Below are 23,485 nucleotides of genomic sequence, written 5' to 3'. Positions count from 1 at the left end.
CGGCGCAATATGAGCGCGTGGGCGTGTGGCTACCGTCGGAACAGCGTGGACGCAGCAGCCAGCAACTGGTTTGCGAAGGGAGTATTCGAGCGCTGCTGCGGGGGAAGCGTCAGTTGACGAGGAGCCAGATCGCGACGAAGTGGCACGTCGCTCCGACCGCGGTGAACGCGTGGAAGAACTCGTGGTGGCCGAACGTCGCCGGCCACGGATTGGGCCAGCGGGTGCCGTAGAGAATCGCACCGATGTTGTACAGCACGGCGCCGGCGACGAGCAGTGCGACGACCAGGAACCCGGCACCATCGAGGAGCACCTCGACGAACAGCACCGCGACGTAGCCCAGCAGCAGGTACAGCGGCACTCCCACCCAGCGGGGCGCCGACGGCCACAGCATCTTCAGCGCGACACCCGCGGCAGCGCCCGTCCAGACGATGACGAGCACCTTGTTGCCAACGTCCGGAGGCATCGCCAGCATTGCCAGCGGCGTGTAACACGCCCCGATGAACACGAAGATCAGCGAGTGGTCGAACCGCTTCATCCACTTCTCGGCGACCGGTGACCCCCAGGTAACCCGGTGGTAGGTGGCACTGACGCTGAACATTCCGACGATCCCGACGGCGTAGACCACGGCCGCCCAGAAGGCGCCCGGCCGAGGCGCGTGCCAGGCTCCGTAGACCAGCGCCGTGCATGCGACGAGAGCGACTCCCGCGGACACGAGGTGGATCATTCCGCGCGCGCTGGGAATCCCGACGAATTCCGCGACCAGTTCGACCGTCGTCGGCGCATGGATGTGCGCTTCGGGATCGAGGGGGCCGGAGATCATCTCGGCCGGGTGAACGGTCAGGGCGCGTCTCCGATGTCGTGAGCGTGCCAGCACTCGTCAGGGCAGGCCGGCGTGAAATACGGCGGCGCATCGCGAGCCTACAGTGACGATGTTCGCTGAGCGGACCTGGAGACGTTCGTTAAGCGGCTGTTGCGGTATCGATATCCGGAGCGTCAGCCGACGGTTGCCGCGGCGTCTTGTTCGCGTTTGATCTCCAGTGCGATGTCGATCAGTTGGTCTTCCTGGCCGCCGATGAGCTTGCGTTGCCCGGCGCGGTGCAGGAGCTGGTGGGCGGGGACGCCGTAGCGCTCGGACTGGCGGATGGCGTGTTTGAGGAAGCTGGAGTACACCCCGGAATAGCCCATGATCAGCGCGTTGCGGTCCAGTAGGCATTCGGCGGGCATCGCCGGTGCGACGACTTCCTCGGCGGCGTCGGCGATGTCGAAGAAGTCGATGCCGGTCTTGACGCCGATCTTGTCGAACACCCCGATGAGCGCCTCGACCGGCGCGTTGCCCGCACCCGCGCCAAACCGACGACACGATCCATCGATCTGCTTGGCCCCGGCGCGCACGGCCTCGATGGAGTTTGCGACGCCGAGCCCGAGGTTCTCGTGCCCGTGGAACCCGACCTGGGCGTCGTCGCCGAGTTCGGCGACCAACGCCGCCACCCGATCGGCCACCCCGTCGAGCACCAGTGCACCGGCGGAGTCCACGACGTAGACGCACTGGCATCCCGCATCGGCCATGATCCGCGCCTGGGCGGCGAGCTTGTCCGGGGAGATGGTGTGGCTCATCATCAAGAACCCGACCGTCTCCAACCCGAGTTCACGGGCCAGACCGAAGTGCTGGATCGACACGTCGGCCTCGGTGCAGTGGGTGGCGATCCGGCAGATGGAGCCGCCGTTGTTCTGCGCCTCCTTGATGTCCTCCTTGGTGCCCACGCCCGGCAGCATCAGGAAGGCGATCTTGGCCTCGGTCGCGGTCTCGGCCGCCAGCTTGATCAGCTGCTGCTCCGGGGTCTTGGAGAACCCGTAGTTGAAGCTCGACCCGCCCAACCCGTCGCCGTGGGTCACCTCGATGACCGGCACGCCCGCCGCATCCAGCGCGGCCACGATCGAGCCGACCTCGTCGAGGGTGAACTGGTGACGCTTGTGATGGGACCCGTCGCGCAGCGACGTGTCGGTCATCCGGACGTCCCAGATGGGGTTGAAGTAGATGCCGTCGGTGCCGCTCATGCCTGACCTCCTGATGCCGACAGCGATGCTCCGGCCATGTCCTTGGCGATCTCCTCGCCCACCTTGGTCGCCGCGGCGGTCATGATGTCGAGGTTGCCCGCATAGGGCGGCAGGTAGTCGCCCGCACCCTCGACCTCGATGAACGTCGTGACCACCGCTTGGCCGCCGGAGTTCATCGACGGGTCGTCGAACTGCGGGTCATTCAACAGCCGGTAGCCCGGCACGTAGGTCTGCACCTCGGCGACCACGTCGCGGATCGACGCGGCGATCGCATCACGGTCGGCGTCCTCGGGAATCGCGCAGAAGATGGTGTCGCGCATGATCATCGGCGGATCGGCCGGGTTCAAGATGATGATCGCCTTGCCACGCTTGGCCCCGCCAATCTGCGACACCCCGGCGCTGGTGGTCTTGGTGAACTCGTCGATGTTGGCCCGGGTTCCCGGACCCGCCGACGCCGAGGACACCGACGCCACGATCTCCCCGTAGGGCACCACCCCACCTTGGGCCTCCACCGCGCGCGAGACCGCGTAGACGATCGGAATCGTCGCCTGCCCACCGCAGGTCACCATGTTCACGTTCGGTGCGTCGAGATGCTCGCGCAGGTTCGCCGGCGGAATGACCCCGGGCCCAATGGCCGCCGGGGTCAGATCGATCGCCCGGATACCCGCCTGCTCGTAACGCGGTGCGGCGTCGCGATGCACGTAGGCACTGGTGGCCTCGAACACCAGATCGGGCTTCTCATCCTGCGCCAGAAGCCAATCCACGCCCTCGTGGCTGGTCTCCAACCCCAGCTTGCGCGCCCGCGCCAACCCCTCGGACTCCGGGTCGATCCCGATCATCCACCGCGGTTCCAGCCACTGCGACCGCAGCAACTTGTACAGCAGGTCGGTGCTGATGTTGCCCGACCCCACGATCGCGACAGTTGCCTTGGTGGGCATGTCATCTCCTTGATCCGAAACCGTCACTGGAATGACAGGTGAACTGAACCTAGCCCGTCGAACCGAGCTACGAAATCGTCTCCCGGACGTGCATCTATCGCACGCGTGCAGGATCCCGGCAACACGATGTCACCAGCCTTCAGACGCACGCCGAACTGATCGACCTTGCGCGCCAACCACGCCACCGCAGTCACCGGATTGCCCAGCACCGCATCACTGCGCCCCTCCGCCACGACCTCGCCATTGCACGTCAACACCGCATCGATCGCCCGGATGTCGACGTCCTTGGGCGAGACGCGTTCGGAGCCGAGGACCCAGCCCGCCGAGGAGGCGTTGTCGGCGATCGTGTCGCACAACTTGATCTTCCAGTCGGTGATCCTGGTGTCGATCAACTCGATCGACGGCGCGAACGCCGCCGTCGCGGCCAGCACGTCATCCTCGGTGCAACCCTCCCCGGGCAGGTCGTCGGCCAGGATGAAACCGACCTCGACCTCCACCCGCGGATACAGGAACCGACCAGCCTCCACCGGCCGATCCTCGAAGACCTCCATGTCGTCGAGCAGATGCCCGTAATCGGGCTCGTCGACGCCCATCATCTTCTGCATCGCCTCCGACGACAGGCCGACCTTGTGGCCGATCACCCGCGCCCCCTCGGCGACCTTCTGCCGGATGTTGATCAACTGGATCTCATACGCGTCGACCACGTCGATCTCCGGATGGCCATCCGTGAGCGGGGTGATCGGATCGCGGCTGCGTTCAGCCTGGGCCAGCTCCGCGGCCAGCTTCGCGCGCACCTCGACGGGCAACATTCGTGAAGTCCCCTCGTTTGATTGACCGGCACTGTTGTTGGATGGCCGGGCCATTCTATAACGTGTTCTACATGACTGAGCAGGAGCGCCAGGAGTTTGACGTCGTCGTTGTCGGGAGCGGCGCCGCCGGCATGGTCGCCGCCCTGACCGCCGCCCACCAGGGCCTCTCGACAGTAGTCGTCGAGAAGGCCCCGCACTATGGAGGTTCTACGGCACGCTCGGGTGGCGGCGTGTGGATCCCGAACAACGAGATCCTCAAGCGTGACGGGGTCAAGGACAGCGCCGATGCGGCGCGCACCTACCTGCACGCGATCATCGGCGACGCCGTCCCGCCGGAGAAGATCGACACCTACCTCGAGCGCGGCCCGGAGATGCTGTCGTTCGTGCTCAAGCACTCGCCTCTGAAGCTGTGCTGGGTGCCGGGGTACTCCGACTACTACCCCGAGACGCCGGGCGGCAAGGCCACCGGCCGCTCCGTGGAGCCCAAGCCCTTCAACGCCAAGAAGCTCGGTCCCGACGAGAAGGGGCTGGAACCGCCGTACGGCAAGGTGCCGATGAACATGGTGGTCATGCAGCAGGACTACGTCCGGCTGAACCAGCTCAAGCGGCATCCGCGCGGCGTGCTGCGCAGCGTGAAGGTGGGCGTCCGCTCGGTGTGGGCCAACGCCACGGGCAAGAACCTGGTCGGCATGGGACGCGCGTTGATCGCCCCGCTGCGGATCGGTCTGCAGAAGGCGAACGTCCCGGTGCTGCTGAACACCGCGCTGACCGACCTGTACGTCGAGGACGGCGTCGTCAGAGGCGTGTGGGTCAGGAGCACGAACGAGCCGGAGAGCGCCGAGCCACGACTGATCCGGGTGCGCCGCGGCGTGATCCTCGGTAGCGGCGGCTTCGAACACAACGAGCAGATGCGGGTGAAGTACCAGCGCGCACCGATCACCACCGAGTGGACCGTCGGCGCGGTGGCCAACACCGGCGACGGCATCATCGCCGCCGAGAAGCTGGGCGCCGCACTGGAGATCATGGAGGACGCCTGGTGGGGTCCGACCGTGCCGCTGGTCGACTCCCCGTGGTTCGCACTGTCGGAGCGCAATTCGCCCGGATCGATCATCGTCAACATGGCGGGCAAGCGGTTCATGAACGAGTCCATGCCGTACGTCGAGGCGTGCCACCACATGTACGGCGGCCAGTACGGCCAAGGCGCTGGCCCCGGCGAGAACATCCCGGCGTGGCTGATCTTCGACCAGCGCTACCGCGACCGCTACATCTTCGCGGGATTGCAGCCGGGACAACGGATTCCGAAGAAGTGGCTGGAGTCGGGGGTCATCGTCAAGGCCGACACCCTCGAGGAACTGGCCGAGAAGACCGGGCTGCCCGCCGACGCGTTCGCCGCGACGGTCGAGCGCTTCAACGGCTTCGCGCGCACCGGGGTGGACGAGGACTTCAAGCGCGGCCAGAGCGCCTATGACCGCTACTACGGCGACCCGACCAACAAGCCCAACCCCAACCTGGGCGAGATCGGCCAGGGGCCGTTCTACGCCGCGAAGATGGTGCCCGGCGATCTCGGCACCAAGGGCGGGGTCCGCACCGACGTCGACGGGCGCGCGCTGCGCGACGACGGCTCGGTGATCGAGGGCCTCTACGCCGCGGGCAACGTGAGTTCCCCGGTTATGGGCCACACCTACCCGGGCCCCGGCGGCACCATAGGACCGGCCATGACGTTCGGCTATCTGGCCGCGCTGCACCTGGCCAAGACCTCGAAGCCGGCCGCCACGGGCGGAGCGCGTAGCTGATGCCGATCGACCTCGACGTGGCGCTCGGCGCCGAGCTGCCACCGGCGGAGTTCTCGTGGACCAGCAGCGACGTTCAGCTGTACCACCTGGGCCTCGGTGCGGGAGCCGACCCGCTGGACCCGCGTGAGCTGCGGTACCTCACCGACGACACTCCTCAGGTGCTGCCGACGTTCGCCAACGTCGCGCAGAGCTTCCACATGACCGAGGCACCCACGGTGCGCTTCCCTGGCATCGACATCGAACTCAGCCGGGTGCTGCACGCCAGCGAAGCCGTGATCGCGCCTGCGCCGATCCCACCGTCGGGCACCGGCGTGGCCGTCACCCGCTTCACCGACATCTGGGACAAGGGCAAGGCGGCCGTCATCTGGTCCGAGACGACGGTGACCGCGCCCGACGGCACGCCACTGTGGACGCAGAAGCGGTCGATCTTCGCACGCGGGGAGGGCGGGTTCGGTGGCGAGCGGGGACCGTCCACGTCGTCCGAACCACCGCAGCGGGCACCCGATCACGAACTCGCCATTGCGGTGTCGCCGCAACAGGCACTGCTCTACCGGATGTGCGGTGATCGCAACCCGTTGCACTCCGATCCGGAATTCGCCTCGGCAGCAGGCTTTCCGAAGCCGATCCTGCACGGGCTGTGCACGTACGGCATGACGGCGAAGGCGCTGACCGACCTGCTCCTCGACGGCGACGCAGCCCAGGTCGGAAGCTACGGTGCACGTTTCGCGGGCGTGGTGTTCCCTGGCGAGACGCTCAAGGTCAGCATTTGGAAGGAAGGCGACGCCTATCAGGCGATCGTCACCGCACCCGAACGCGACGACGCGGTGGCGCTGGCCGGCGTGGAGTTCACCCCCGCCGCCTAGGTGCACCGTCCTCCAGCAACCTGCTAGTTTCGTCTGGCGTGACCATCCCGTCGGGGGATGCGTAGATCCAAGAAGATCACCAGGAGGGCACGACAGTGAAGATCACCATGGCCGACATCAGGCTGACCACCACCAAGCTGACCATCACCCGGTTGGCCGCTGCGGCCGTCGCCGCCGGCTCGATCGCAGTGGCGGGTGCAGGCTTCGCATTCGCCGAGGGCGCCGCGACCCAGCCGATCGGATCGCAGGGAAAGTTGTTCGAGGGCAACGTCATTCAGGGCTGGACCGTGACCGGCCTCAAGCCGAGTTCCGACGTCATTCCCTACCCCGTTGCGGGCACCCTGTGGGAGGTCACGGCAACCGACGAGGCCATTCAGGGCGGTGCGATCCCGATCGTGTCGAACTTCAATGCTCGCGCCAACGACGGCCAGACCTACCGGGCGTTGTTCGGCGTGGCCACACCTCAGGGCGTGAACCCGGCAGGCCTTGCACAGGGGCAGTCGACCAGCGGGAAGATCTACTTCGACGTCACCGGAGCCCAGCCGGACAGCGTCGTCTACAACGCAGGCGGCACCGACCTGTTGGTCTGGACGCCCGCTCCCGCACCGCAACCGCGCCAGGGCGGTACGCAGTCCTACCCGGCGCAGCGCGGCGGACAGACCGCGTCGGTTCCCGCGAGTTCGCCCGCGACCGCAGCGCAGGAGGGTGTCTCGGCCGCCACGCCCGAGGGCGCGCAGGCAGCCGAGGCGCCCGAGGGCACCGCGGCGTCGACCGAGGGAGCGCCGCTGCCCGCGAGCGCCGAACGCGCCCCAGGCGCACCGCTGCCCCAGGGCAGCACGGGGACACCGCTTCCCGAGGGCAGTTCCGGCACGCCGCTTCCGGAGGGCAGCTCGGGTACGCCACTTCCCGCCGGAGCGCAGCCCGCTGGGAGCCAGGGCACCCCGCTGCCCGCCGGCACCGAGGGTGTGCCGCTGCCCGCGTCCGTTCAGCAGGCCCCTGCGGCCACGCCACCGGCTCCCGCGGCCGCAGGCACCCCGGCGTCGGCGGGAACTCCGGTGGCGCCCGTGACACCGGCGCCTGCTGCGCCCACCACCACCGTCGTGGTACCGCCGCCGGCCTGAGCGTAGGCCCGCTGGAACGTCGACTCAGCCGAGCCGTCGGCCCTGCCCACGCGGGCGGGGCCGGCGGCTCGCGTCACGAGTGCGACGACCACCATGCGTAGAGGCGGTCCAGCGGCGGCCCCTTCTCGTCACCGCGAACCGCGCTGACGACGAGGTTGGCGTCGTTCGTCCACGCCAGCGTGGGCAGCTCCCGCTGGTACCCGCAGAACAGGATGCCCGCGACCTTCTCCGGCGTGGCATTGCGGCGCCACGGCCCCGGCGACTGGATCGAGCCGGGGCACACCACGACGGTCGAGGCCCGGATGACGTCCTCGAAGGCGGTCTTCAACGCCGCCTTGTCGGCGACGAGCGTGTAGGTCGCCAGCGGCGGGCCGCCGGGATCGCCGTTGCGTTCGCACCCGAACTTCGCCAGCGCACCCCTCGGGGTGGCCACCGGCTCGCACGCCGCAGGTGCGTACCCCTTGGGTAGCAACGTCCGCAGCCGTTCGCGAGCCTGCGCCTCGGGCGAGACCGTCGCCGTCGGGGTCGACTCCGCCGGCGGCGCCTCGTCACCCGACGAGTTCACCACCCACGCGCCCAGGCCGCCGAGGACCACGACCGCTGCGACGGCAATGGCGATGGGCCGCAACGGAATACTCGGTTTCGGTCGGGGCTGACGCTGCCGGGGTATCACCGACGCCGCCGCCGAGCCCGGTGGGCCCTGGAACCCGCCCGACCAGGGGCCGTCGTCATGCGGCTCGAAGGGGCGGAAGGGTCCGGACGGATGCTCGGGTACGGGGCGGGGATCGACCACCGGAGCCTGCGCGGGCACCGGATCCACGCCGGACTCGGCAAGCCATTCGTCGTCGCGGAGGTCTCCCAGGTCGCCCGGGCGGCCGCGGCGGTGGTCGACGGGATCGGAGGGGAGGCGCCAGCGGCCGGTGAAGTTGGGGTGCACGTCGTGCTCACCGTCCGAATCCGGTTCGGGCGGGCGCGAATCCGACGGCGGGGGCACCGTCATGCCCGCACCTCGGTGAAACTCGCGATCACTGCACTACTCCTGAAATCGTCCCCGGCGACCTTGCTGCGGTACCGAGGGTAATCGCCGAAGGCGCGTGACGTGCCGACGTGCCGAATGAGCCGCAGCGGGTTCTACATTCGGCGAGCGAGATCCTCGTCGCCGCCGGGCGCCTGTCGGGGCACGTCGACCGGCGGCGGGCCTGCGCTGCCGGTGCCGGCACCCGGCCCCGCTGCTGCTGCGGGCGGCTCCACTGGTGCTCGCTCGGCGGGGGGTCGATCCTCACCCTCGCGCTGCCGTTCCCGCTCCTGGTCACGGGCGTCGTCGCGTGGACCGGACTCGTCGCGTGGCGAGCCATTGGGTGCACCGCTCGGAGCGCCACCGCCACCACCCTGCGCCATGGCCGGCGGCGGGCCGCCCTGGGCGGGTGCGCCACCGCCGGGGGCGCCACCGCCTGCGGAACCGCCACCCTGCTGGCCGAAACCCTGGACGGCCTGCATCGCCTGCTGCATCATCTGGCCGAACCCACCGCCGCCCTGGCCCGCACCCGAGGCCTGTTGACCGGCCTGCTGAGCCATCTGGCCCATCTGGCCGAGCATGCCGCTGATCTGTCCGACCGACTGCCCACCCGAGGCGTCGGCGTTCTCGTAGGCCGACTGGGCAGCGCCCACCTTGCCTGCGAAGTTCGTCTCCTTGGCCTGCAAGGACGCCACGCTGGTGGCCAGCGGTGTCGTCAGCGTCGGCAACACCGCGGCGATCGTCATGCTCATCGCGTCCTGGCCGGGCGGCAGCATCGGCGGCTGGGGCAGCTCGACGGTGGCCGGGTTCCAGGTGATGCCCTCGGGCTTCTGTAGTGGGCTCGTCATGTCCGCTCCTCTAGCTCAGCTCGGGTTCGTCGAACGGCGTTGTCGTGCAACGGCGCTCACCAGTCATCGTCGCCGTCCTCTTCGCCGAGGTCGTATTCGAGCGCGGCAGGCGGTGCCAGCGACGCGGCCGAGCCGCCGCCGGACTCGCCCCGGTGCGGCATCATGCCCATTCCGCCGCCCATGCCGCCTGCGGCCACGGGAGCGACGCCGCCGACCGCGGAGCTGTTCGCGCCTGCGGGCACCGCGACCGCCTCCGGCGAGGCTCCGACGAGCCCCGCCATCAGTGGGGTCTGCGCGCCGATGCCTCCAGACCCCGGCAGCGACGCCGCCTTGACCATCCCGGCGCCACTACCCGGGCCGGAGCCACCTGCCAGCGGATGGTTCGAGAACGCCGAGAAGGGTGTCGCACCGCCGGCTCCGAGTCCACCGCCACCGCCACCCTTGCCGCCGAACATCGAGGTCAGCTGCTGCAGCGGCTGTGCCAGCTGCTGTAGTGGCTGCATCAGCTGCTGTGGCGCCTGGGTCAGCATGCCGCCGAGTTGCTGCGGGAGCTGGGCGGCCATCAACGCCATCTGAGTCATCATCTGCATGGCCTGTTGCGAACCCTGTCCGCCGGCCTCCTGACCCGCCTTTGCGGCCTTCTCGGCGCCTTGGGTCGGCACCGCGGGGGCACCGGTCGGTGGGTACGTCGGCGGTACCCCGAGGCCGTTGGCGAGTTCGGCGGTGTTGGCGTTGACGTAGGCGGTGTTCTGCGCCAAGCCCATCTTCATCCGGCTCTGGATCAACTCGGCAGTGTTGCTGACCGGCATGGCCTGAATTGCCTCGCATTCACGCTGCACCTCGAGGGCGGTGGCGTTGACCAGCGCCTTGGTCTTCGCGACGGTGACCTCCATGCTGCGCAGCTTCAACGCGATCGCCGCGGCTTGGGCGGCGTTCGCCTCGTGTCCGCCGATGATGGTCGTCGCCTCACCGGCCGCCGCGACTGCTCCCCCGCCGGTCCACTTCTCCGACAGCGACGCCAGCTGGCTCTGTTGCAGCGGCACCACCGAGCCGGTCAGCTTGGCCGCGAGCGCTTCGTACTGTGCTGCCGACGCGGCCAGCGCATCCTCGTCGACGTTCGGCCACCCCGGCCCCATCACCGTCTGCGACCCGTACGGGCTCACGTCCTGTTGCAGTCCCATGACACGGTTCCCCTCCCGCGTGTCCAGTGTCGGGTTCGAGATTACCGCCCGCGCGATGTCCGGCAGTGCGCGTATTGCAGGACGGCGGCACGATCATTGGCCGCCATCCGCAAGCTCGACCGCACCGTGTTGTGCCGGGTCAGTTCAGCAAATTCGCGTCGGCCTTCGGTGCGACGGTTCTCCGTGTCCGTGATCGGGCGTCAACCGTTTACATCGGGCCACCACAGGTTGTACGCTGTGACCTGAATCACAGATCTAGCAACGAGCAACACACCACTGCGGAGATCCAGCAGAACGTCGACTGCCGCTCTCCGACCGACAGGGGTGGGGGGTACGGGGCTGCAGGTGGACACCACCTGCAGCCTCGTCTCGTCGGCGTTCCGACTCATGAGACGTCGAGCGGCTCGAGTGTCGGTGCGGCTGAGCGCAAGCGGGTAGATGATGCCACGGTGAGACCCCTGCGCCGATCCCGCCTCGCGGCGTCGATCTTCGCCGTGGTCGCAGCGCTGATCGTCGCGGGCTTTCCCGTCTACGTCCGCCCGCAGGTCGACCCCGTGCGCAAGGCGGACGCCATACTCGTTCTCGGCGGGCCGAGTTACGGGCGCTACGCCCGGGGATTCGAACTCGGATCGAGAGGTGAGGCTCCGACGGTGGTGGTCTCGAATCCCAATGGGCGCAAGGACCCATGGCTCACGCAGCAGTGCGCTTCGGCACACGCATTCGAGATCGTGTGCTTCGTCCCGGATCCGCCGACCACTCGGGGTGAGGGTCGCGAGCTACGCCGCCTGGCGGCCGAGCGCGGATGGCGGACGGTCGTCGTCGTCACCTTCCGACCGCACGTCTCCCGGGCGCGCTTCATCCTTCACCGATGCTTCGACGGTGAACTCGTCATGGTCGAACCCGACGACCCGGTGCCGGCGCGCCGATGGGTCGTCGAGTACGCCCTCCAGACCGTCGGATACGTGCGGGCAGCACTCCAGCCCGGCTGCTGATGGCTACCATCACGAGATGGGGAGGAGGCGAAGTCGCACCCGACTGGCCCTCGCGCGACTGTGGGCATACCCCCTCTGGTGCGGCATCAGGTATTCGAACGTCGGCGGGGTCGTCGCGGACGACGTCGCCTGGTGGATCACCTGCATCGACGATGCCGAACTGCGAGGGTTCGACTCGTACACCCAATTCGCCTATCTCAGTGGCGCGCTCGGGGAATTCCGGACGCTGGCACACTTCCGCCTACGCCAGGGACCGGCCGTACTCAGGCTCGTCCTGCGCATCGTCTACCGGCCATCTCCGACGTTTATACTCGAAGCGGATCGGATCGGTCCCGCGCTCTTCATTCAGCACGGCTTGGGCACGATCGTCACCGCGACGTCCATCGGCAGCCGGTGCTGGATCAACCAGCAGGTGACGATCGGCCACGACGCCGTCGGTAGACCAACTCTGGGCGATGACGTCAGGGTCGGTGCTGCCGCCGTGGTACTGGGACCCATCACCCTCCACGACGGTGCGAAGGTCGGAGCCAACGCAACCGTCATCCACGACGTGGGTCCGGGTGAGACCGTCGTTGCGCCGCTGGCGAAGACACTCGAACCTCGTCGCTCGGACGGCGACGACGGACCAGTTCGGGCACCCAGATGAGAGCCGGAACCACCTGCGCCACAACGATCGCGAGGGCCGCGGCGACGACCACCCCAACCGCACCGTAACCCGGCGCCACGGCGCAGCCCAGCCCGATGCTGGCCACTGCCATGACGATCGTCCAGATCGCCTGCCATCGCGCCTCTGCGGGCAGCGTCAACAGCACGGTCGCGGGCAGGTGCATCGCCTGACCGACGAGCAGTGCCCCGAAGGCCAACGCCAGCCAGGCCGTCACCTCGATCTCCCCGCCGGACAACACCTCGGCCGCCCAGGGCCCCAGAAGCCACATCGCCGCTGCCGCGAGCGCGGCGAGCGCTCCGAACGACGCCGTCAGACGTCGCCACATCGCGATCGTCTCGGCCGTTTCCGCGCGGCGCCGCACGAAGATCGGCCAGTAGGCGAGGCCGGCCGCAGACAGCACCGACCAGCACGCCGCGTACATCTGCGCCACCAGTGAGTAATCGGCGAGCTGCTCGGGGGTCGAGAGGTGCGCAAGGATGACCCGCCCCGTCTGCAGTCCGATCGGCAAGCCCATTCCCACGACGAAGAGCCACAGGCTGCCCGCCAGCAGCGGTGTTCCGGTCGAGTCACCCCGAACCGGGGAGAACGCCGACGACCCCAATCCGGACAGGCGCAAGGCCAGGACGCACCCCAGTACCTGGCCGGCGAGGAGACCGCCAAGGCTCGACGTGACGTACCAGATGCCGTCTACGCGGGCCGAGAACAGCAGCAGGGTCAGACCGAGCGCGAAGGCCGGGCAGCTCATCAGAACCACTGTCGCCAGCGGGTTGCGGTCGATCCCGACCAGTATCCGAACACCAAGGCCCGCAGGCAGCGTCAACCCGAACAGACACGCCGCGACGGTGACCGCCCACCGGTCCTGCGGACCCGAGCTGAAACCGATGACCGTGGCCCAGCCGTCGATCGACATGATCACGATGGCGACGACCACCACTGCGCCTGCGACGCCGAGCAGGACGCGGAACCCACGACGCACGACGTCTGCGGCAGCGGAATCCGGATTCGGCCCGCGCAGCCGTGCGCTCGCAGTGATCACGGACGCACCGATGCCGAGGTCGGCGAACGGGAAGAGCAGGGTGACGGTCGCGACCAGGGCGACGAGACCGAATACGGCGGCACCGGTCTCGCGCACCACGATGGCCGTGTTGAGCAGGCCGAGGGCCACGGTGATCGGCGTACCGGCGAGCCGATATACCGGCGCAGCCAACGACGCGCGCCGCTCCTGCGGCGCCAACCGGTCCCGCGCCACGGTCACGACCAGATCAGGCTGACGAGCCGACCGACGACGATCCGCACGGCGCTCAGGCCCGCGTAGGTCAAGGCGCACGGGCCGGGACGCCCGTACGCGAGCGCCGACCACACCGCGCGGGCCACCCCTGGCAGAGAACGTGCGGACACGGCCGCGCTGACCGGGCTGCTGCACAGGTAGTCGCCTCGGACGCGCGGTGATTCGCACACCAGGTGCCGCAACCCCCAGGCGATGTAGTCACCGGTACGGTCCTGGGAACTTCGCGACACCGACGACCGGCGGACGTCGTACACGCTCAGCACCTCTGGTACGTGCAGAAGCCGGACGTCGGGTACGCGACGCTGAACCTCGATCAGCCACGTGGGTTCGTCGTGGACGGCGCCGCGGTGCCCGTCCCAGCGCACCTGGCGCGCCAGGGCGGTAGGGAACACCAGCGTGGAGGTCTGCAGCACCGCGCCACCGACGCCGACCTCGCGGACGCGGAAGAGATAGTCGGCGACCGACTCATGCGGTTCGATCAACCGGCGCGGCCACGTCCTCCTCCTGTCGCCGGGGCCGACGACGGCCATCCGGGACGAGGACACCCACCCCGGTCCCCATTCGGGACGCACCTTCGACAGCTGGCACTCGAGCTTGTCCGGGAGCCACTCGTCATCGTCGTCCAGGAGCGCGATCACCGAACCCCGCGCGGCGTCGATGCCCAGCTGTCGACATCTCGCGGCACCACTGCCCGCCGGTGCGTGGATCAGGACGACCCGGTCGTCGGATGGAAGGGACACCGACGTCGCGGCGTCCAACACGACGATCACCTCGCGGACCTCCGCCGACTGTGCCAGCACCGATCGAACGGCGACCGCGACGCTCGGCCGACCAACCGTGGCTATGACGGCGCTGACGACGTGGCTCATCCCGTCACCGCCGTGGGACGTCGAGTCATATTCGCGCAGAACAGGAGTGCGACGCAGGCATACTCGGCGATCGTGTTGTAGGTCCACGGCGAGAAGAGCAGATCCCAGATGCACTGCAGGGCCACCGTCAACGCCAGCGCGGACCAGCGGCCGAACTCGACGTTCCGCCACACCACGACGACGCAGGCGACCAGCAGCCAGGCAGGCAGCAGTGCGGCGAGGATTCCGCCCTCCGCCCAGGAGCCCAGCAGAATGGAGTGCATCGCGGAATAGTCGGTAGCGGGCAGGCGCCAGTAGAGGTCGAATGGGAAGGTGGGGTCGAACCCCATTGCGATCGCGAGATGTTCTGCACGCGTGTACACCTCCGGTGTGAGGTTCGTGCCGCTGCCCCAGCCCAGCAGAGGGCGATCAGCGATGGCGGTCAACGTCATCGGGGGCTCCGTCCGGCCGGCAAGTAGCAGCGGCAGGTGAGTCGCGTCCTGCTCGAGGGTCTTTCGCTCCAACGCGGCCCCGAACATCCCCCACCGCGCGGCGATGGGCATGAGGAAGGCGAAGAGCATCCCGAAGGCCCCCACGCCGACGAACTGCCAAACGCGGCCGATCCGGTCACCCAGCACATACCGCGCAAACAGGATCGCCGCGGCGATCAGGCACACCAACGCGTGCGACCGAAAGTTGAGTGCCAGACTGGCCACCCCGACGATCGCCAACGCGGCTGGTACGACGAGGCGTGGCAGATCCATTCGGATCATCGCGTACAGGAACACCACGGTCACGCCGTGAGCGACGCCGTACTTCCAGAAGTGGAGGAAGTTCCCGGTGCTGGTGAGTTCGATGCCCTCGGTGAGGAAGAAGACGACGGTTCCGAGACCGATCCCGGCCAGAACCGTTGCGATCGACTCGACCGATCTGCCCGTCAGCACGGTCAGACCGATGAAGTAGAGCGAGAAGGCCGCGGGTGCAACCGCATTCGGCCAGAGCAGGCTGACCCCGTTCACCAGGCAGGACGCGATGTACGCCGCCCAACCCAGCGCGGCAAGGCCCAGTGGGACCACGTCGACGGTGCGGTGACGGATGAGCACGAAGCCGGGAACGAGTAACAGACACACCACGGACAACACCGTCGCGGTCACGTTGGCGATCTGAACGGCGGACTTCGCGCCCACGACGAAGATTGCCACCTGTCCCGCGAGGGCGGTCCGTGCCTGCGGCCTGACCTCGGTGACGTCCTCGTACCTCACGATGCACCATCCCACGTGTCGAGCGGCTGACCGGATGGCCGCTGGATCGAGAGTGACTGCAGCGCAGCGTCCGTCGCGCGACGACTTCCCGAGTCATCCGATGAACTCCCGTTCACCATTCACTGCGTCGGCGCTCGGCGTACATGGATCTTGGGGACCAATTCGTCGCTGGTCAGGATCTAGTCCATGACGCCCCAAGGCGCTCGCCCGGCCGGGCTCACCCACGCCGCCGACCCCGCGCCCGTGGACCACAGCGGACCCTCCGACGTGCCAGACGTCGCCTCAGCCACCTCTCCTCGCCAGATTCACCACTGACCATCGGATCGCAGAACGAACTAGTCCCACGGGTGCGAAGAACTAGTTCGCCGCCGAGACAGGCGATTTCAGCAACTCCTCCCACGTCCGCATACACTTTCCCTAGTCGGCGAGGACGCCTCGCCGCGATGTCTGGCAAAGAGTCGGCCTGGGGGGGTAACGACATGGTGGTCACCACGACGCGAGTGGGTTGGTCGCTGGCTGCGGGCCGGGGCTGCTCATATGACAAGGGCCGCGGGGTGTTGATCCAGGCCCTCTGGGTCGCCACCTCCGAACTGGTGGTGACCAAGGTCTGGTGCCCCAACCGGCTCAGGTGCGCGATCCTGCGATGGTTCGGGGCAAAGATCGGCCGCGACGTGATCATCCGGCACCGGGTCCGCGTGCACTGGCCGTGGAAGCTCTCGATCGGCGACGATTCGTGGGTCGGCACCGACTCCGAGCTGTACAACCTCGATACGATCGACATCGGTTCGGACGTGTGCATCTCGCAGCACGCCTACCTGTGCACGGGCAGCCATGACCGTTTCTCGCCGGACTTCGACTTCGACAACGGCCCGATCGTCGTGGCGGACGGAGTGTGGATCTGCGCCCGATCCACCGTGCTGCGCGGTGTCACGATCGGCGCGAACTCGGTGATCGGCGCGACCTGCCTGATATCCGGTGACGTTCCATCCAATGCCATCGTCCGAGCACCACAGCCGACGGTGTCGTGATGCGAATCCTCCAGGTGGTGTCGTTGCTGAACCCGGATGGTGCCTACGGGGGGCCGGCTCGGGTTGCGCTGAACACGAGCGCCGAGATAATCCGGCGGGGCCACGACGTGACCGTCGCCGCGGCGACCCGCAGCTATCCCGTCGGCAGCACCACGTTGGACGGCGTGCCCGTCGAACTGTTCGATGCGCGAATGCTGATGCCGACGAACAGTTTCTACGGCATGGGCGCACCTCGTCTGTCGCGGTGGTTCCGGGCCAACGGCAGGGACTACGACGTCGTGCACATTCACTTCGCCCGCGATCTCGTCGTCTTGCCGATCGCCATGTCCGCACGGCGGCAACGCATCCCGTACGTGCTGCAGACCCACGGCATGGTGATTCCGTCCCAGCACCCACTGTCGGCACCGCTCGACGCGACGTGCACGCGTCGGGCACTCCACGACGCCGGAGCGGTCTGTTACCTGACGGCTCAGGAGAAGGGACAGCTGACGACGGTGGCCGGGTCACGGCTGAGGCTGTTCGAACTCGGCAACGGCGTTCCCGAATACGGAGGCCCGCACCGACGTTCAGGACCGCCGGAGGTGCTGTTCGCTGCTCGTCTGGCCAGCCGGAAGAAGCCGCTGGCGTTCGTGGCCATGGCACGCATGCTGCTGACGTCGGGGCACCGCGCCTGCTTCACGCTCCTGGGCCCGGACGGCGGGCAGGGGCCCGCCGTCACCGCGGCGACCGTCGCGCACCCGTCGATCAATTGGGATGGAGCCGTCGAACCCAGCGAGCTGCCTGCGCGGATGGCAGCCGCGAACGTGTTCGTTCTCCCCTCGGTCCGCGAGCCATATCCCATGGCGGTTCTAGAGGCCATGTCGGTGGGCCTACCCGTCGTGATCACCGATGACTGCGGATTGGCACCGATGGTCGACCGCACGGGATGCGGGATCGTCACGGACCCCTCTCCCCCATCGCTCGCCGCCGCGGTCGCCAAGCTGCTCGACGACGAAGCCCTCGCGGCCGACATGGGCAGGCGGGGCCGCGAGGTCGCGCGGTCCGAGTTCAGCATGTCCGCCATCGGTGACCGCCTGGAACAGGCGTACTCCCGCGTCGCGGTGGGCGCACGGTGAGTAACGCCTCGACACCTCGTCGCTCGACCGCGACCGCGGTTGCCGCCCTCGTCCTGACCGGAGCGATCGTCTCAGCGTGCATGGTGCTCACCACCTGTAGCCGCAACCCCGACTCCAGATGGCCGCTCAGCGTCGCCGTCATCGGGGATGCCTTCACTGCCGGTGAGTCGAACGAGGTCGTCTGGCCGACGCTGCTCGCCCAGCGCACGGGATGGTCGGTGTCCAACTTCGCGATGCCCGACGCCGGGTTCGCAGCCGACGGCCGGGGTGGGCACGCCTTCACCCACCAGGTGGAGCGCGCCCAAGCAGCACGACCGCGGATCATCCTCATCACGACGGGCCAGGCCGACAACGATCTACCCGAGATGGGTGCGGTGACGGTCGGCGCCATCGACGCGTTCGACAAGATCCAACTCGGCGGGCAGCGCGCTCTCGTCATCGGGCCCATCTGGTACGGAGACCCTGCACCCGGCAAGGTCCAGATGGTCTCCGAGGCCGTGCGGGAGGCGGCGCGAATCGCCGACGTGCCGTTCCTCAGCGGTATCCAGCCACCGTGGCTGAACAGGAGCCTGATGCAGGGAAACCTGCACAGTCCCAACGATGCCGGTCATTCCGTCATCGCCGACAGGGTGGCCGCGTGGCTGCGGACGGAGACCGGGGCGTGAACGGCGTGCGCTTCTCCGACATCGCCTCCGCGGCCACGGCGGCCGCAGTGGCCATCGGCCTCGTGCTCGTATTCGTTCCCGACGGGACCCCGGCCGCGCCGCCGCAGCCGGCCGACGCGCCCGGCCTGCGAGTTCCGCCGGTCGAGCAGGGACCGCCGACGGCCCTCTTCATAGGCGACTCCTACACCGCAGGCCGTGGGCCACGTGAACTCTCGCCCAGTTGCCTGGCAGCCAGCCGCCTGGGTTGGCTGTGCCACCTGTCGGCAGTCCCCGGCACCGGCTACGTCAGCGGCGGTCCCTCCAACCGGTTCACGGTCGACGAATACCGCGGCGAATCGACGTCCTTCTCGGAGCGAATCCCCCTGCTGGCCAATCAGTTCGATCCCGACATCGTCGTCCTCGACGGCGGCCGGAACGACCAGTTCCCACCACGGGCGAGCGTGCTGGCCGCGATGATCGCGACCATTGCCGATGCCCGGCGGGCATGGCCCGAGGCCGAGATCGTCTTCGAGAGGCCCCGTTACCTGAGCCGACCGAACGACGATCTCGGCTTCGACGAGTCCTTCACGAACCGGTTGCTCCGGGATCCCGCAGCCCGCGGCGTAGCCGTCATCGACCCGATCCAGGCGTTCGGCGGTCGCGACACGTCCCGCCTGCTCTCCGACGACGGCATCCACCCCAACCGCCAGGGCGAACTCGACCTCGCCACGGCGATCACGGCGTCGCTGGTCGATCAGCGCTTCGCGGCGGACGCGTGATGAGCATCCAGTATCTGAGTCTTGTACGCGCCAAGTGGCGTTGGCTCTGCTGGGGCGTCCTCATCTCACTGACCGTCACCACCGCGGCACTCCTGGCGACACCACCGCTCTACCGGAGCGACGCAACCCTGTTCGTGCGAACGCCGGGCGACGTCAGCAGCGTCGTCGACGGTGGCGACTCGTATGCACAGGGCCGCGCCCGCACGTTCGCCGCGCTGGCCGACAACCCGGCCCTGACCTCCCGGGTCGGCACCGATCTGGGGCTCGACCTCGCGGCCGAGACGCTCGCCGGGCGAGTCGACGCCGAGAACCCTCCTGGTACGGCACTCATCGAGGTCGCCGTCAGTAGTCCATCGCCGTCCGAGGCACGACGCACCGCGACCGTTCTGCTCAGCGAATTGACCGCTACGGTCGATGGATTGGAGACCGTGCCGGGTTCACTCGTCCCCCGCGCCGAACTGGTCGTCATCAATCCACCGTCCACCGAGGTTCGCATCAGCGCCTGGGGCCTGCCCGTCGCCGCAGTCTTGGCGGGCGCCGCACTGACGGGTGTCTTGGTGGGCGCGATGTGCGTGGTACTCACCTCCACCCACGCCTCGGCCGTGCGGCCGTTCGCCGGTAGCGGATCCCTCGCCGACGAGCCACACCGGGGTGTGCGGTGAACGCCTTCGAGTTCATCGGCGAATTGGCCAGGCGGTGGCGGACGTTCGCGTGGATCGCATCCGGCGTCGTCATGCTAGGGACGGCACTCATCGTGGCGATGCCGACGACGTACACGTCGTCGACGCGACTCCTGGTGTCCATCGCCGGATCGACGACGTTCGAGGCCTATCAGAACGACGACGTGGCCAGGGAGCGGATCAACTCCTACATCCCGTTGCTGACGAGCGAGGTCGTGAGTCAGCGCGTCGTGGACGAACTCCGTTCATCGCAGACCGCTGAGCAACTCGCCGAGCGCGTCAGCGCAGCGAGGGTGCCGCCGAACACCTCGCTCATCGACGTGTCGGTCAGTGCACGGTCGGCCGAGGATGCCCGTGCGCTGGCCGACGCGTACGCGGCGGAATTCATCTCCTACACACGGGCATTGGAGACTCCCACCGGGATGGGCGCCCAGAAGGTGCGGGTCACCCAGGTCAGCGGTGCAAGCAATCCCCGCAGTGACGTCCCGGTACGGCTGGCGCTCGGAATCCCGACGGCTCTCATCGCCATCGTGCTGGGTGGGGCGGCTGTGTGGATCCGATCCGGGTCCGCGCGCGGTCGACATCCCGAACTCGTGCAGCCCCTGAAAGGAAAGTGACCCGTGGACCTTTTCGATGTCGTCCGATCGTGCCTGCGACGCTGGTACATCCTGATCCCCTTGCTGGCGGTCACCGGGGTGTACTGCCACCAGGTGTACACATCGGTCCTACCGGTCTACTACTCGCAGACGGTGATCGGCCTCGCTCCCCCCAATCAACGAGTGGACACCGTCGCGACGGGCCAGGCGGTGCCACGCAACGGGCTGCTCGACTTCGGTGGGGCACCCCTGCTCGCCAACATGGCTTCGCTGGGTCTGCGCCAGTCGACGGTGGTCAACCGCGTCGTCGCCGCGGGCGGTGAACCCATCTACGACGCGCGGCTCTTTCCGGTGCCCGCGACGTCGCCGCCCATCCCGCTCGTCATGATCGACGTCGCCACGGCGAACCCCGAATCCGCAACGAAGACACTCGAACTGGCCGCCATGGAACTTCGCGCGTCGCTGGAGAACATCCAGGTCCAGGCCGACGTCCCCCCGGAGATGATGGCCACGTCGTTCATCGTCTCCCCGCCCAGCGTGCCGGTTCCCGCCATGCCGTCACGGACACGGTCCACGATGACCGTTGCGGTCGGCGGTGTCGGCCTCACGGTGCTCGTGACGGTGCTGGTGGACGTCGCGCTGAACCGCCGCCGCAAGCGGGTTCGATCGACGGCCGGGCCCACCGGGGAGGAGGCACCCGACTCGACGATCCTCGACGAGACGAGGACCGAGCTGCCGATGGACGATCAGCGGCCGCGTGAACCGGCAAGAGCGGCACCGTCGCAGTGACCGTCACCGACCGCGAGGACCCAGCGGTTGGCGCCGTCAGCGCGGACCCGGCACCCGCCGACCCGCCACCGCCATGGATGCTGCGGCTGCTGTGCTTCGTCATTCCGGCACTTCCGGTCTACGTCGTGCTGCCGGGCGCGTTGAAGGGCAATGGAACTCCCGTCCGGATCATCACGCTGATCATGTTCGGACTCTTGATACTCGGCTTCCTGACACATCGCAGAGCGGGCGGCAGCCGCACCCTCAGCCCGGGCATCGTGATACTGCTGACCTACCTCGCGATGTGGCTGATCGTGTCCGGCATGGGCATGACCGCGCACGACGACTTCACGACCGCGTCCAACAGGACCCGTTCACTGCTCGCACTCGTGGGTCACGTCGCCGCGGGGTTGTACGTGTTGGCGAGCGTTCGATCCGCGCGACAACGCGACGTCCTGCTCGGTTGGCTGGCGGCAGGGCTGACGTTTGCATGTCTCGTCGGACTCCTGCAGAGCGTGAGTTCCGTCGACCTGCGCTACTTCTTTCAACCGCCCGGGTTCATCCTCAACACCGAGGACCTGGCCTTGAGCGAGCGCATGGGGGTCACCCGCGTCCGCAGTACGTCTCAGCACGCCATCGAGTTCTCGGTGCTGGCGGCAGTGACGATTCCGCTGACCATCTACTTCGCCCGCCACGCGACGCTGCGTCGGGTTCGATGGCTGTCCGGCGCGGCATGCGTGATCGCGGCGCTCGCCCTGCCGGCCTCGGTCTCGAGATCCGGGATCATCTCGCTGCTGGCCGCGCTCGCCATCTACGTGTTCGCGTTCAAGCTTCGCCCGATCGCCGTGTCATCGGTCGTGATCGCCGCCGCGATCACCGGCTATGTCGCAGCCTTTCCGCAGGTTGCCGACGCGCTGTGGCGCACGTTCACTGGCTCGGCGGAGGACGAGAGCGTCTCGGGCCGGCTCGAGGACTACGCCAAGGTGTCGGAGACGCTGAGCGAACATCCGATCTTCGGGCTGGGTCTCGGCGGCGCGCCTCCCACCGTGTTCGGCTATCTCGACAACGAGTGGCTGCAGGCAGTCGTCCAGGGCGGCGTGATCGGGTTGCTCGCGATGACCGCTGTCATGATCGGCGCGCTCTTCGGCATGTCCGCTTCGATGCGTGGAGTCACGTCACCGCGGCAGCGTGAGCAGACCTATGTCCTGGCGGCCATGACCGTTGGGATCATTTCGTCGAGCTTCACCTTCGACCTGTTCTCGTTCGAGCAGGCGGCGCTCGTCTTCTTCCTGCTCTTCGGCCTGCTGTGGTCGGGCTTCGACGTCGCGGCGCCGGAGCGGCGCCGCGGCCGTCACCTCCTCGACCGACTGGTGTCGTCGCGTTCCCAGTTCGTGCTGGGACGGGCGGCGCGCCACCGAACCCACAGTGCCACGGCGAGATAGACCACGGCATCGGCCGCCGATCGCGGATCCCGGGCAGTGCGTAACACGGCGCGAGCGGTGGCGGCGGCCGTCCTCGGCGCGCCGAGCGGATCGAGCGCCGCCAACTCGACATTGCCCCTGTTGTGTCGGGCGAGGACGGTGAGCAGGCCGCGGACGTCGGTCGGGGTCACCCAGATCGAGGGCTCCGTGGACACGACCATCTTCTCGTCGGCCGCGAACTGGCTGTCCACGAACTTGTCGTCGCCGGTGATGTCGGGGAACCGGCCGAAGCGCCGGTGTCCCGCCTCAGTGAGGGCGTACACCCCCGCCCACCACAACGCATCCCGCTCGGCTGTCATCCGCGTGCGTGCACGGTAGTACGCGCGGACGAGTGCGGTTGCCCCCCGAGTGCCGTAGCGGAACGCAGGGCGGGCCGCGAGCACGTCACCGAGCCGTAGTGCGTCGAGCACGGCCAGGACGGCCGCCGGCGTGATCTCGATGTCGGCATCGAGGTAGAGCCGCGGCCACGAGGTGGCGGCATCGTCACCAGTGTTGAGTGCGAACGTCTTCGAGCCGACATCCGTTTCGAGTACCACCGCACCCCGGATGCCTCGCGCTCGCTGCGCGGTGTCGTCGGTGCACCCGTTGCACACCACGATGAGTTCGATGGATCCCTCCACCGCGAGCCGACTCAGCGGACTGAGGGTGCGCTCGATGACCATCGCTTCGTCGTATGCGGGCACGATGACCGCACCACGTTTCTGCGCAACGAAA

The 23,485-nt window shown here is 68.2% G+C and carries 24 protein-coding genes; 12 read left to right on the top strand and 12 right to left on the bottom strand.

All coding sequences use genetic code 11. The features are described from left to right. Positions 1–109 precede the first annotated feature (109 nt). The 4 genes from trhA to G6N61_RS23620 all read right to left on the bottom strand — a co-directional run bounded on the left by trhA (position 110) and on the right by G6N61_RS23620 (position 3,802). Positions 110–820 carry a PAQR family membrane homeostasis protein TrhA gene (gene trhA / locus G6N61_RS23635; protein WP_163921904.1) on the bottom strand — a complete coding sequence of 237 codons (711 nt, stop codon included), beginning with the start codon at positions 818–820 and terminating at the stop codon, positions 110–112. A gap of 173 nt (positions 821–993) precedes the next feature. Next, a complete protein-coding gene (gene dmpG, locus G6N61_RS23630) occupies positions 994–2,055 on the bottom strand; it encodes a 4-hydroxy-2-oxovalerate aldolase (protein ID WP_163921902.1) in 1,062 nt (353 codons plus the stop codon). After that, positions 2,052–2,993, bottom strand: a complete 942-nt coding sequence (locus G6N61_RS23625; protein WP_163921899.1) for an acetaldehyde dehydrogenase (acetylating) — start codon at positions 2,991–2,993, stop codon at positions 2,052–2,054. The genes dmpG and G6N61_RS23625 overlap by 4 nt, the downstream gene beginning before the upstream one ends. A gap of 23 nt (positions 2,994–3,016) precedes the next feature. After that, the gene (locus G6N61_RS23620) at positions 3,017–3,802 is read right to left on the bottom strand and encodes a 2-keto-4-pentenoate hydratase (protein WP_163921896.1); all 786 of its coding nucleotides are present in this window, start codon (positions 3,800–3,802) and stop codon (positions 3,017–3,019) included. 71 nt (positions 3,803–3,873) lie between these two features. On the opposite strand from G6N61_RS23620, the gene kstD reads away from it, so the two are divergent. From kstD to G6N61_RS23605, 3 genes are all read left to right on the top strand, one after another. Next, entirely contained in the window at positions 3,874–5,595 is a 1,722-nt protein-coding gene (gene kstD / locus G6N61_RS23615) for a 3-oxosteroid 1-dehydrogenase (protein ID WP_163921893.1), read from the top strand. Further along, entirely contained in the window at positions 5,595–6,458 is an 864-nt protein-coding gene (locus G6N61_RS23610; RefSeq protein WP_163921890.1) for an enoyl-CoA hydratase ChsH3, read from the top strand. The genes kstD and G6N61_RS23610 overlap by 1 nt, the downstream gene beginning before the upstream one ends. A gap of 107 nt (positions 6,459–6,565) precedes the next feature. Further along, on the top strand, positions 6,566–7,579 hold the full coding sequence (locus G6N61_RS23605; protein ID WP_163925062.1) for an MPT63 family protein: 1,014 nt from the start codon (positions 6,566–6,568) through the stop codon (positions 7,577–7,579). A 73-nt stretch (positions 7,580–7,652) separates the two neighbouring features. Here the strand turns inward: G6N61_RS23605 and G6N61_RS30965 are convergent, their stop codons facing one another. From G6N61_RS30965 to G6N61_RS23590, 3 genes are all read right to left on the bottom strand, one after another. Further along, on the bottom strand, positions 7,653–8,579 hold the full coding sequence (locus G6N61_RS30965; RefSeq protein WP_235887282.1) for a hypothetical protein: 927 nt from the start codon (positions 8,577–8,579) through the stop codon (positions 7,653–7,655). A 131-nt stretch (positions 8,580–8,710) separates the two neighbouring features. Beyond that, positions 8,711–9,442: a hypothetical protein gene (locus tag G6N61_RS23595; protein WP_163921887.1), complete on the bottom strand. Its 732-nt coding sequence runs from the start codon at positions 9,440–9,442 to the stop codon at positions 8,711–8,713. 56 nt (positions 9,443–9,498) lie between these two features. After that, positions 9,499–10,623, bottom strand: a complete 1,125-nt coding sequence (locus tag G6N61_RS23590; RefSeq protein WP_163921884.1) for a hypothetical protein — start codon at positions 10,621–10,623, stop codon at positions 9,499–9,501. A gap of 449 nt (positions 10,624–11,072) precedes the next feature. Here G6N61_RS23590 and G6N61_RS23585 point away from each other — a divergent pair, with 449 nt between their 5' ends. Next, positions 11,073–11,615: a YdcF family protein gene (locus G6N61_RS23585; RefSeq protein WP_308215008.1), complete on the top strand. Its 543-nt coding sequence runs from the start codon at positions 11,073–11,075 to the stop codon at positions 11,613–11,615. Positions 11,616–11,960: 345 nt separating this feature from the next. Here the strand turns inward: G6N61_RS23585 and G6N61_RS30960 are convergent, their stop codons facing one another. Genes G6N61_RS30960 through G6N61_RS23565 form a run of 4 tightly spaced genes read right to left on the bottom strand, consistent with a single transcriptional unit; the run spans position 11,961 to position 15,680 of the window. Further along, entirely contained in the window at positions 11,961–12,113 is a 153-nt protein-coding gene (locus tag G6N61_RS30960; protein ID WP_235887281.1) for a hypothetical protein, read from the bottom strand. A 41-nt stretch (positions 12,114–12,154) separates the two neighbouring features. Continuing rightward, positions 12,155–13,537: a lipopolysaccharide biosynthesis protein gene (locus G6N61_RS23575; protein ID WP_163921878.1), complete on the bottom strand. Its 1,383-nt coding sequence runs from the start codon at positions 13,535–13,537 to the stop codon at positions 12,155–12,157. Beyond that, positions 13,534–14,439, bottom strand: coding sequence for a glycosyltransferase family 2 protein (locus G6N61_RS23570; protein ID WP_163921875.1), 906 nt, complete (start codon positions 14,437–14,439; stop codon positions 13,534–13,536). Before G6N61_RS23570 ends, G6N61_RS23575 begins: the two co-directional genes overlap by 4 nt. After that, positions 14,436–15,680, bottom strand: a complete 1,245-nt coding sequence (locus tag G6N61_RS23565) for a hypothetical protein (protein ID WP_235887280.1) — start codon at positions 15,678–15,680, stop codon at positions 14,436–14,438. The genes G6N61_RS23570 and G6N61_RS23565 overlap by 4 nt, the downstream gene beginning before the upstream one ends. 479 nt (positions 15,681–16,159) lie before the next feature. Here G6N61_RS23565 and G6N61_RS23560 point away from each other — a divergent pair, with 479 nt between their 5' ends. Genes G6N61_RS23560 through G6N61_RS23525 form a run of 8 tightly spaced genes read left to right on the top strand, consistent with a single transcriptional unit; the run spans position 16,160 to position 22,732 of the window. Then, entirely contained in the window at positions 16,160–16,708 is a 549-nt protein-coding gene (locus G6N61_RS23560) for an LbetaH domain-containing protein (RefSeq protein WP_163921872.1), read from the top strand. Continuing rightward, positions 16,708–17,823, top strand: coding sequence for a glycosyltransferase (locus tag G6N61_RS23555; RefSeq protein ID WP_163921869.1), 1,116 nt, complete (start codon positions 16,708–16,710; stop codon positions 17,821–17,823). The genes G6N61_RS23560 and G6N61_RS23555 overlap by 1 nt, the downstream gene beginning before the upstream one ends. Next, complete coding sequence (locus G6N61_RS23550) at positions 17,820–18,488, top strand: SGNH/GDSL hydrolase family protein (RefSeq protein WP_235887279.1); 669 nt, start codon at positions 17,820–17,822, stop codon at positions 18,486–18,488. Before G6N61_RS23555 ends, G6N61_RS23550 begins: the two co-directional genes overlap by 4 nt. Then, positions 18,461–19,246, top strand: coding sequence for an SGNH/GDSL hydrolase family protein (locus G6N61_RS23545; RefSeq protein WP_163921866.1), 786 nt, complete (start codon positions 18,461–18,463; stop codon positions 19,244–19,246). The genes G6N61_RS23550 and G6N61_RS23545 overlap by 28 nt, the downstream gene beginning before the upstream one ends. After that, a complete protein-coding gene (locus G6N61_RS23540; protein WP_235887278.1) occupies positions 19,246–19,908 on the top strand; it encodes a YveK family protein in 663 nt (220 codons plus the stop codon). The genes G6N61_RS23545 and G6N61_RS23540 overlap by 1 nt, the downstream gene beginning before the upstream one ends. Continuing rightward, positions 19,905–20,543, top strand: a complete 639-nt coding sequence (locus G6N61_RS23535) for a YveK family protein (RefSeq protein WP_163921864.1) — start codon at positions 19,905–19,907, stop codon at positions 20,541–20,543. Before G6N61_RS23540 ends, G6N61_RS23535 begins: the two co-directional genes overlap by 4 nt. 3 nt (positions 20,544–20,546) lie before the next feature. Beyond that, positions 20,547–21,311, top strand: a complete 765-nt coding sequence (locus G6N61_RS23530; RefSeq protein ID WP_163921861.1) for a hypothetical protein — start codon at positions 20,547–20,549, stop codon at positions 21,309–21,311. Next, on the top strand, positions 21,308–22,732 hold the full coding sequence (locus G6N61_RS23525; RefSeq protein WP_235887277.1) for an O-antigen ligase family protein: 1,425 nt from the start codon (positions 21,308–21,310) through the stop codon (positions 22,730–22,732). Before G6N61_RS23530 ends, G6N61_RS23525 begins: the two co-directional genes overlap by 4 nt. On the opposite strand, the gene G6N61_RS23520 is transcribed toward G6N61_RS23525, so the two are convergent. Further along, the gene (locus G6N61_RS23520; protein ID WP_163921858.1) at positions 22,642–23,454 is read right to left on the bottom strand and encodes a glycosyltransferase family A protein; all 813 of its coding nucleotides are present in this window, start codon (positions 23,452–23,454) and stop codon (positions 22,642–22,644) included. The genes G6N61_RS23525 and G6N61_RS23520 overlap by 91 nt on opposite strands. Between the last annotated feature and the right edge of the window lie 31 nt (positions 23,455–23,485).

It is taken from the genome of Mycolicibacterium arabiense (assembly GCF_010731815.2).
Classification (GTDB): domain Bacteria; phylum Actinomycetota; class Actinomycetes; order Mycobacteriales; family Mycobacteriaceae; genus Mycobacterium; species Mycobacterium arabiense.
This window is presented reverse-complemented; position numbering and strand designations above follow the sequence as displayed.

Bases quoted from the DNA above. Each gene is read 5' to 3' on its own strand.
- trhA (WP_163921904.1), bottom strand. From the start codon at position 820: ATGATCTCCGGCCCCCTCGATCCCGAAGCGCACATCCATGCGCCGACG.
- dmpG (WP_163921902.1), bottom strand. From the start codon at position 2,055: ATGAGCGGCACCGACGGCATCTACTTCAACCCCATCTGGGACGTCCGG.
- G6N61_RS23625 (WP_163921899.1), bottom strand. From the start codon at position 2,993: ATGCCCACCAAGGCAACTGTCGCGATCGTGGGGTCGGGCAACATCAGC.
- G6N61_RS23620 (WP_163921896.1), bottom strand. From the start codon at position 3,802: ATGTTGCCCGTCGAGGTGCGCGCGAAGCTGGCCGCGGAGCTGGCCCAG.
- kstD (WP_163921893.1), top strand. From the start codon at position 3,874: ATGACTGAGCAGGAGCGCCAGGAGTTTGACGTCGTCGTTGTCGGGAGC.
- G6N61_RS23610 (WP_163921890.1), top strand. From the start codon at position 5,595: ATGCCGATCGACCTCGACGTGGCGCTCGGCGCCGAGCTGCCACCGGCG.
- G6N61_RS23605 (WP_163925062.1), top strand. From the start codon at position 6,566: ATGGCCGACATCAGGCTGACCACCACCAAGCTGACCATCACCCGGTTG.
- G6N61_RS30965 (WP_235887282.1), bottom strand. From the start codon at position 8,579: ATGACGGTGCCCCCGCCGTCGGATTCGCGCCCGCCCGAACCGGATTCG.
- G6N61_RS23595 (WP_163921887.1), bottom strand. From the start codon at position 9,442: ATGACGAGCCCACTACAGAAGCCCGAGGGCATCACCTGGAACCCGGCC.
- G6N61_RS23590 (WP_163921884.1), bottom strand. From the start codon at position 10,623: ATGGGACTGCAACAGGACGTGAGCCCGTACGGGTCGCAGACGGTGATG.
- G6N61_RS30960 (WP_235887281.1), bottom strand. From the start codon at position 12,113: ATGGGTCCCAGTACCACGGCGGCAGCACCGACCCTGACGTCATCGCCC.
- G6N61_RS23570 (WP_163921875.1), bottom strand. From the start codon at position 14,439: ATGAGCCACGTCGTCAGCGCCGTCATAGCCACGGTTGGTCGGCCGAGC.
- G6N61_RS23560 (WP_163921872.1), top strand. From the start codon at position 16,160: ATGGTGGTCACCACGACGCGAGTGGGTTGGTCGCTGGCTGCGGGCCGG.
- G6N61_RS23555 (WP_163921869.1), top strand. From the start codon at position 16,708: ATGCGAATCCTCCAGGTGGTGTCGTTGCTGAACCCGGATGGTGCCTAC.
- G6N61_RS23540 (WP_235887278.1), top strand. From the start codon at position 19,246: ATGAGCATCCAGTATCTGAGTCTTGTACGCGCCAAGTGGCGTTGGCTC.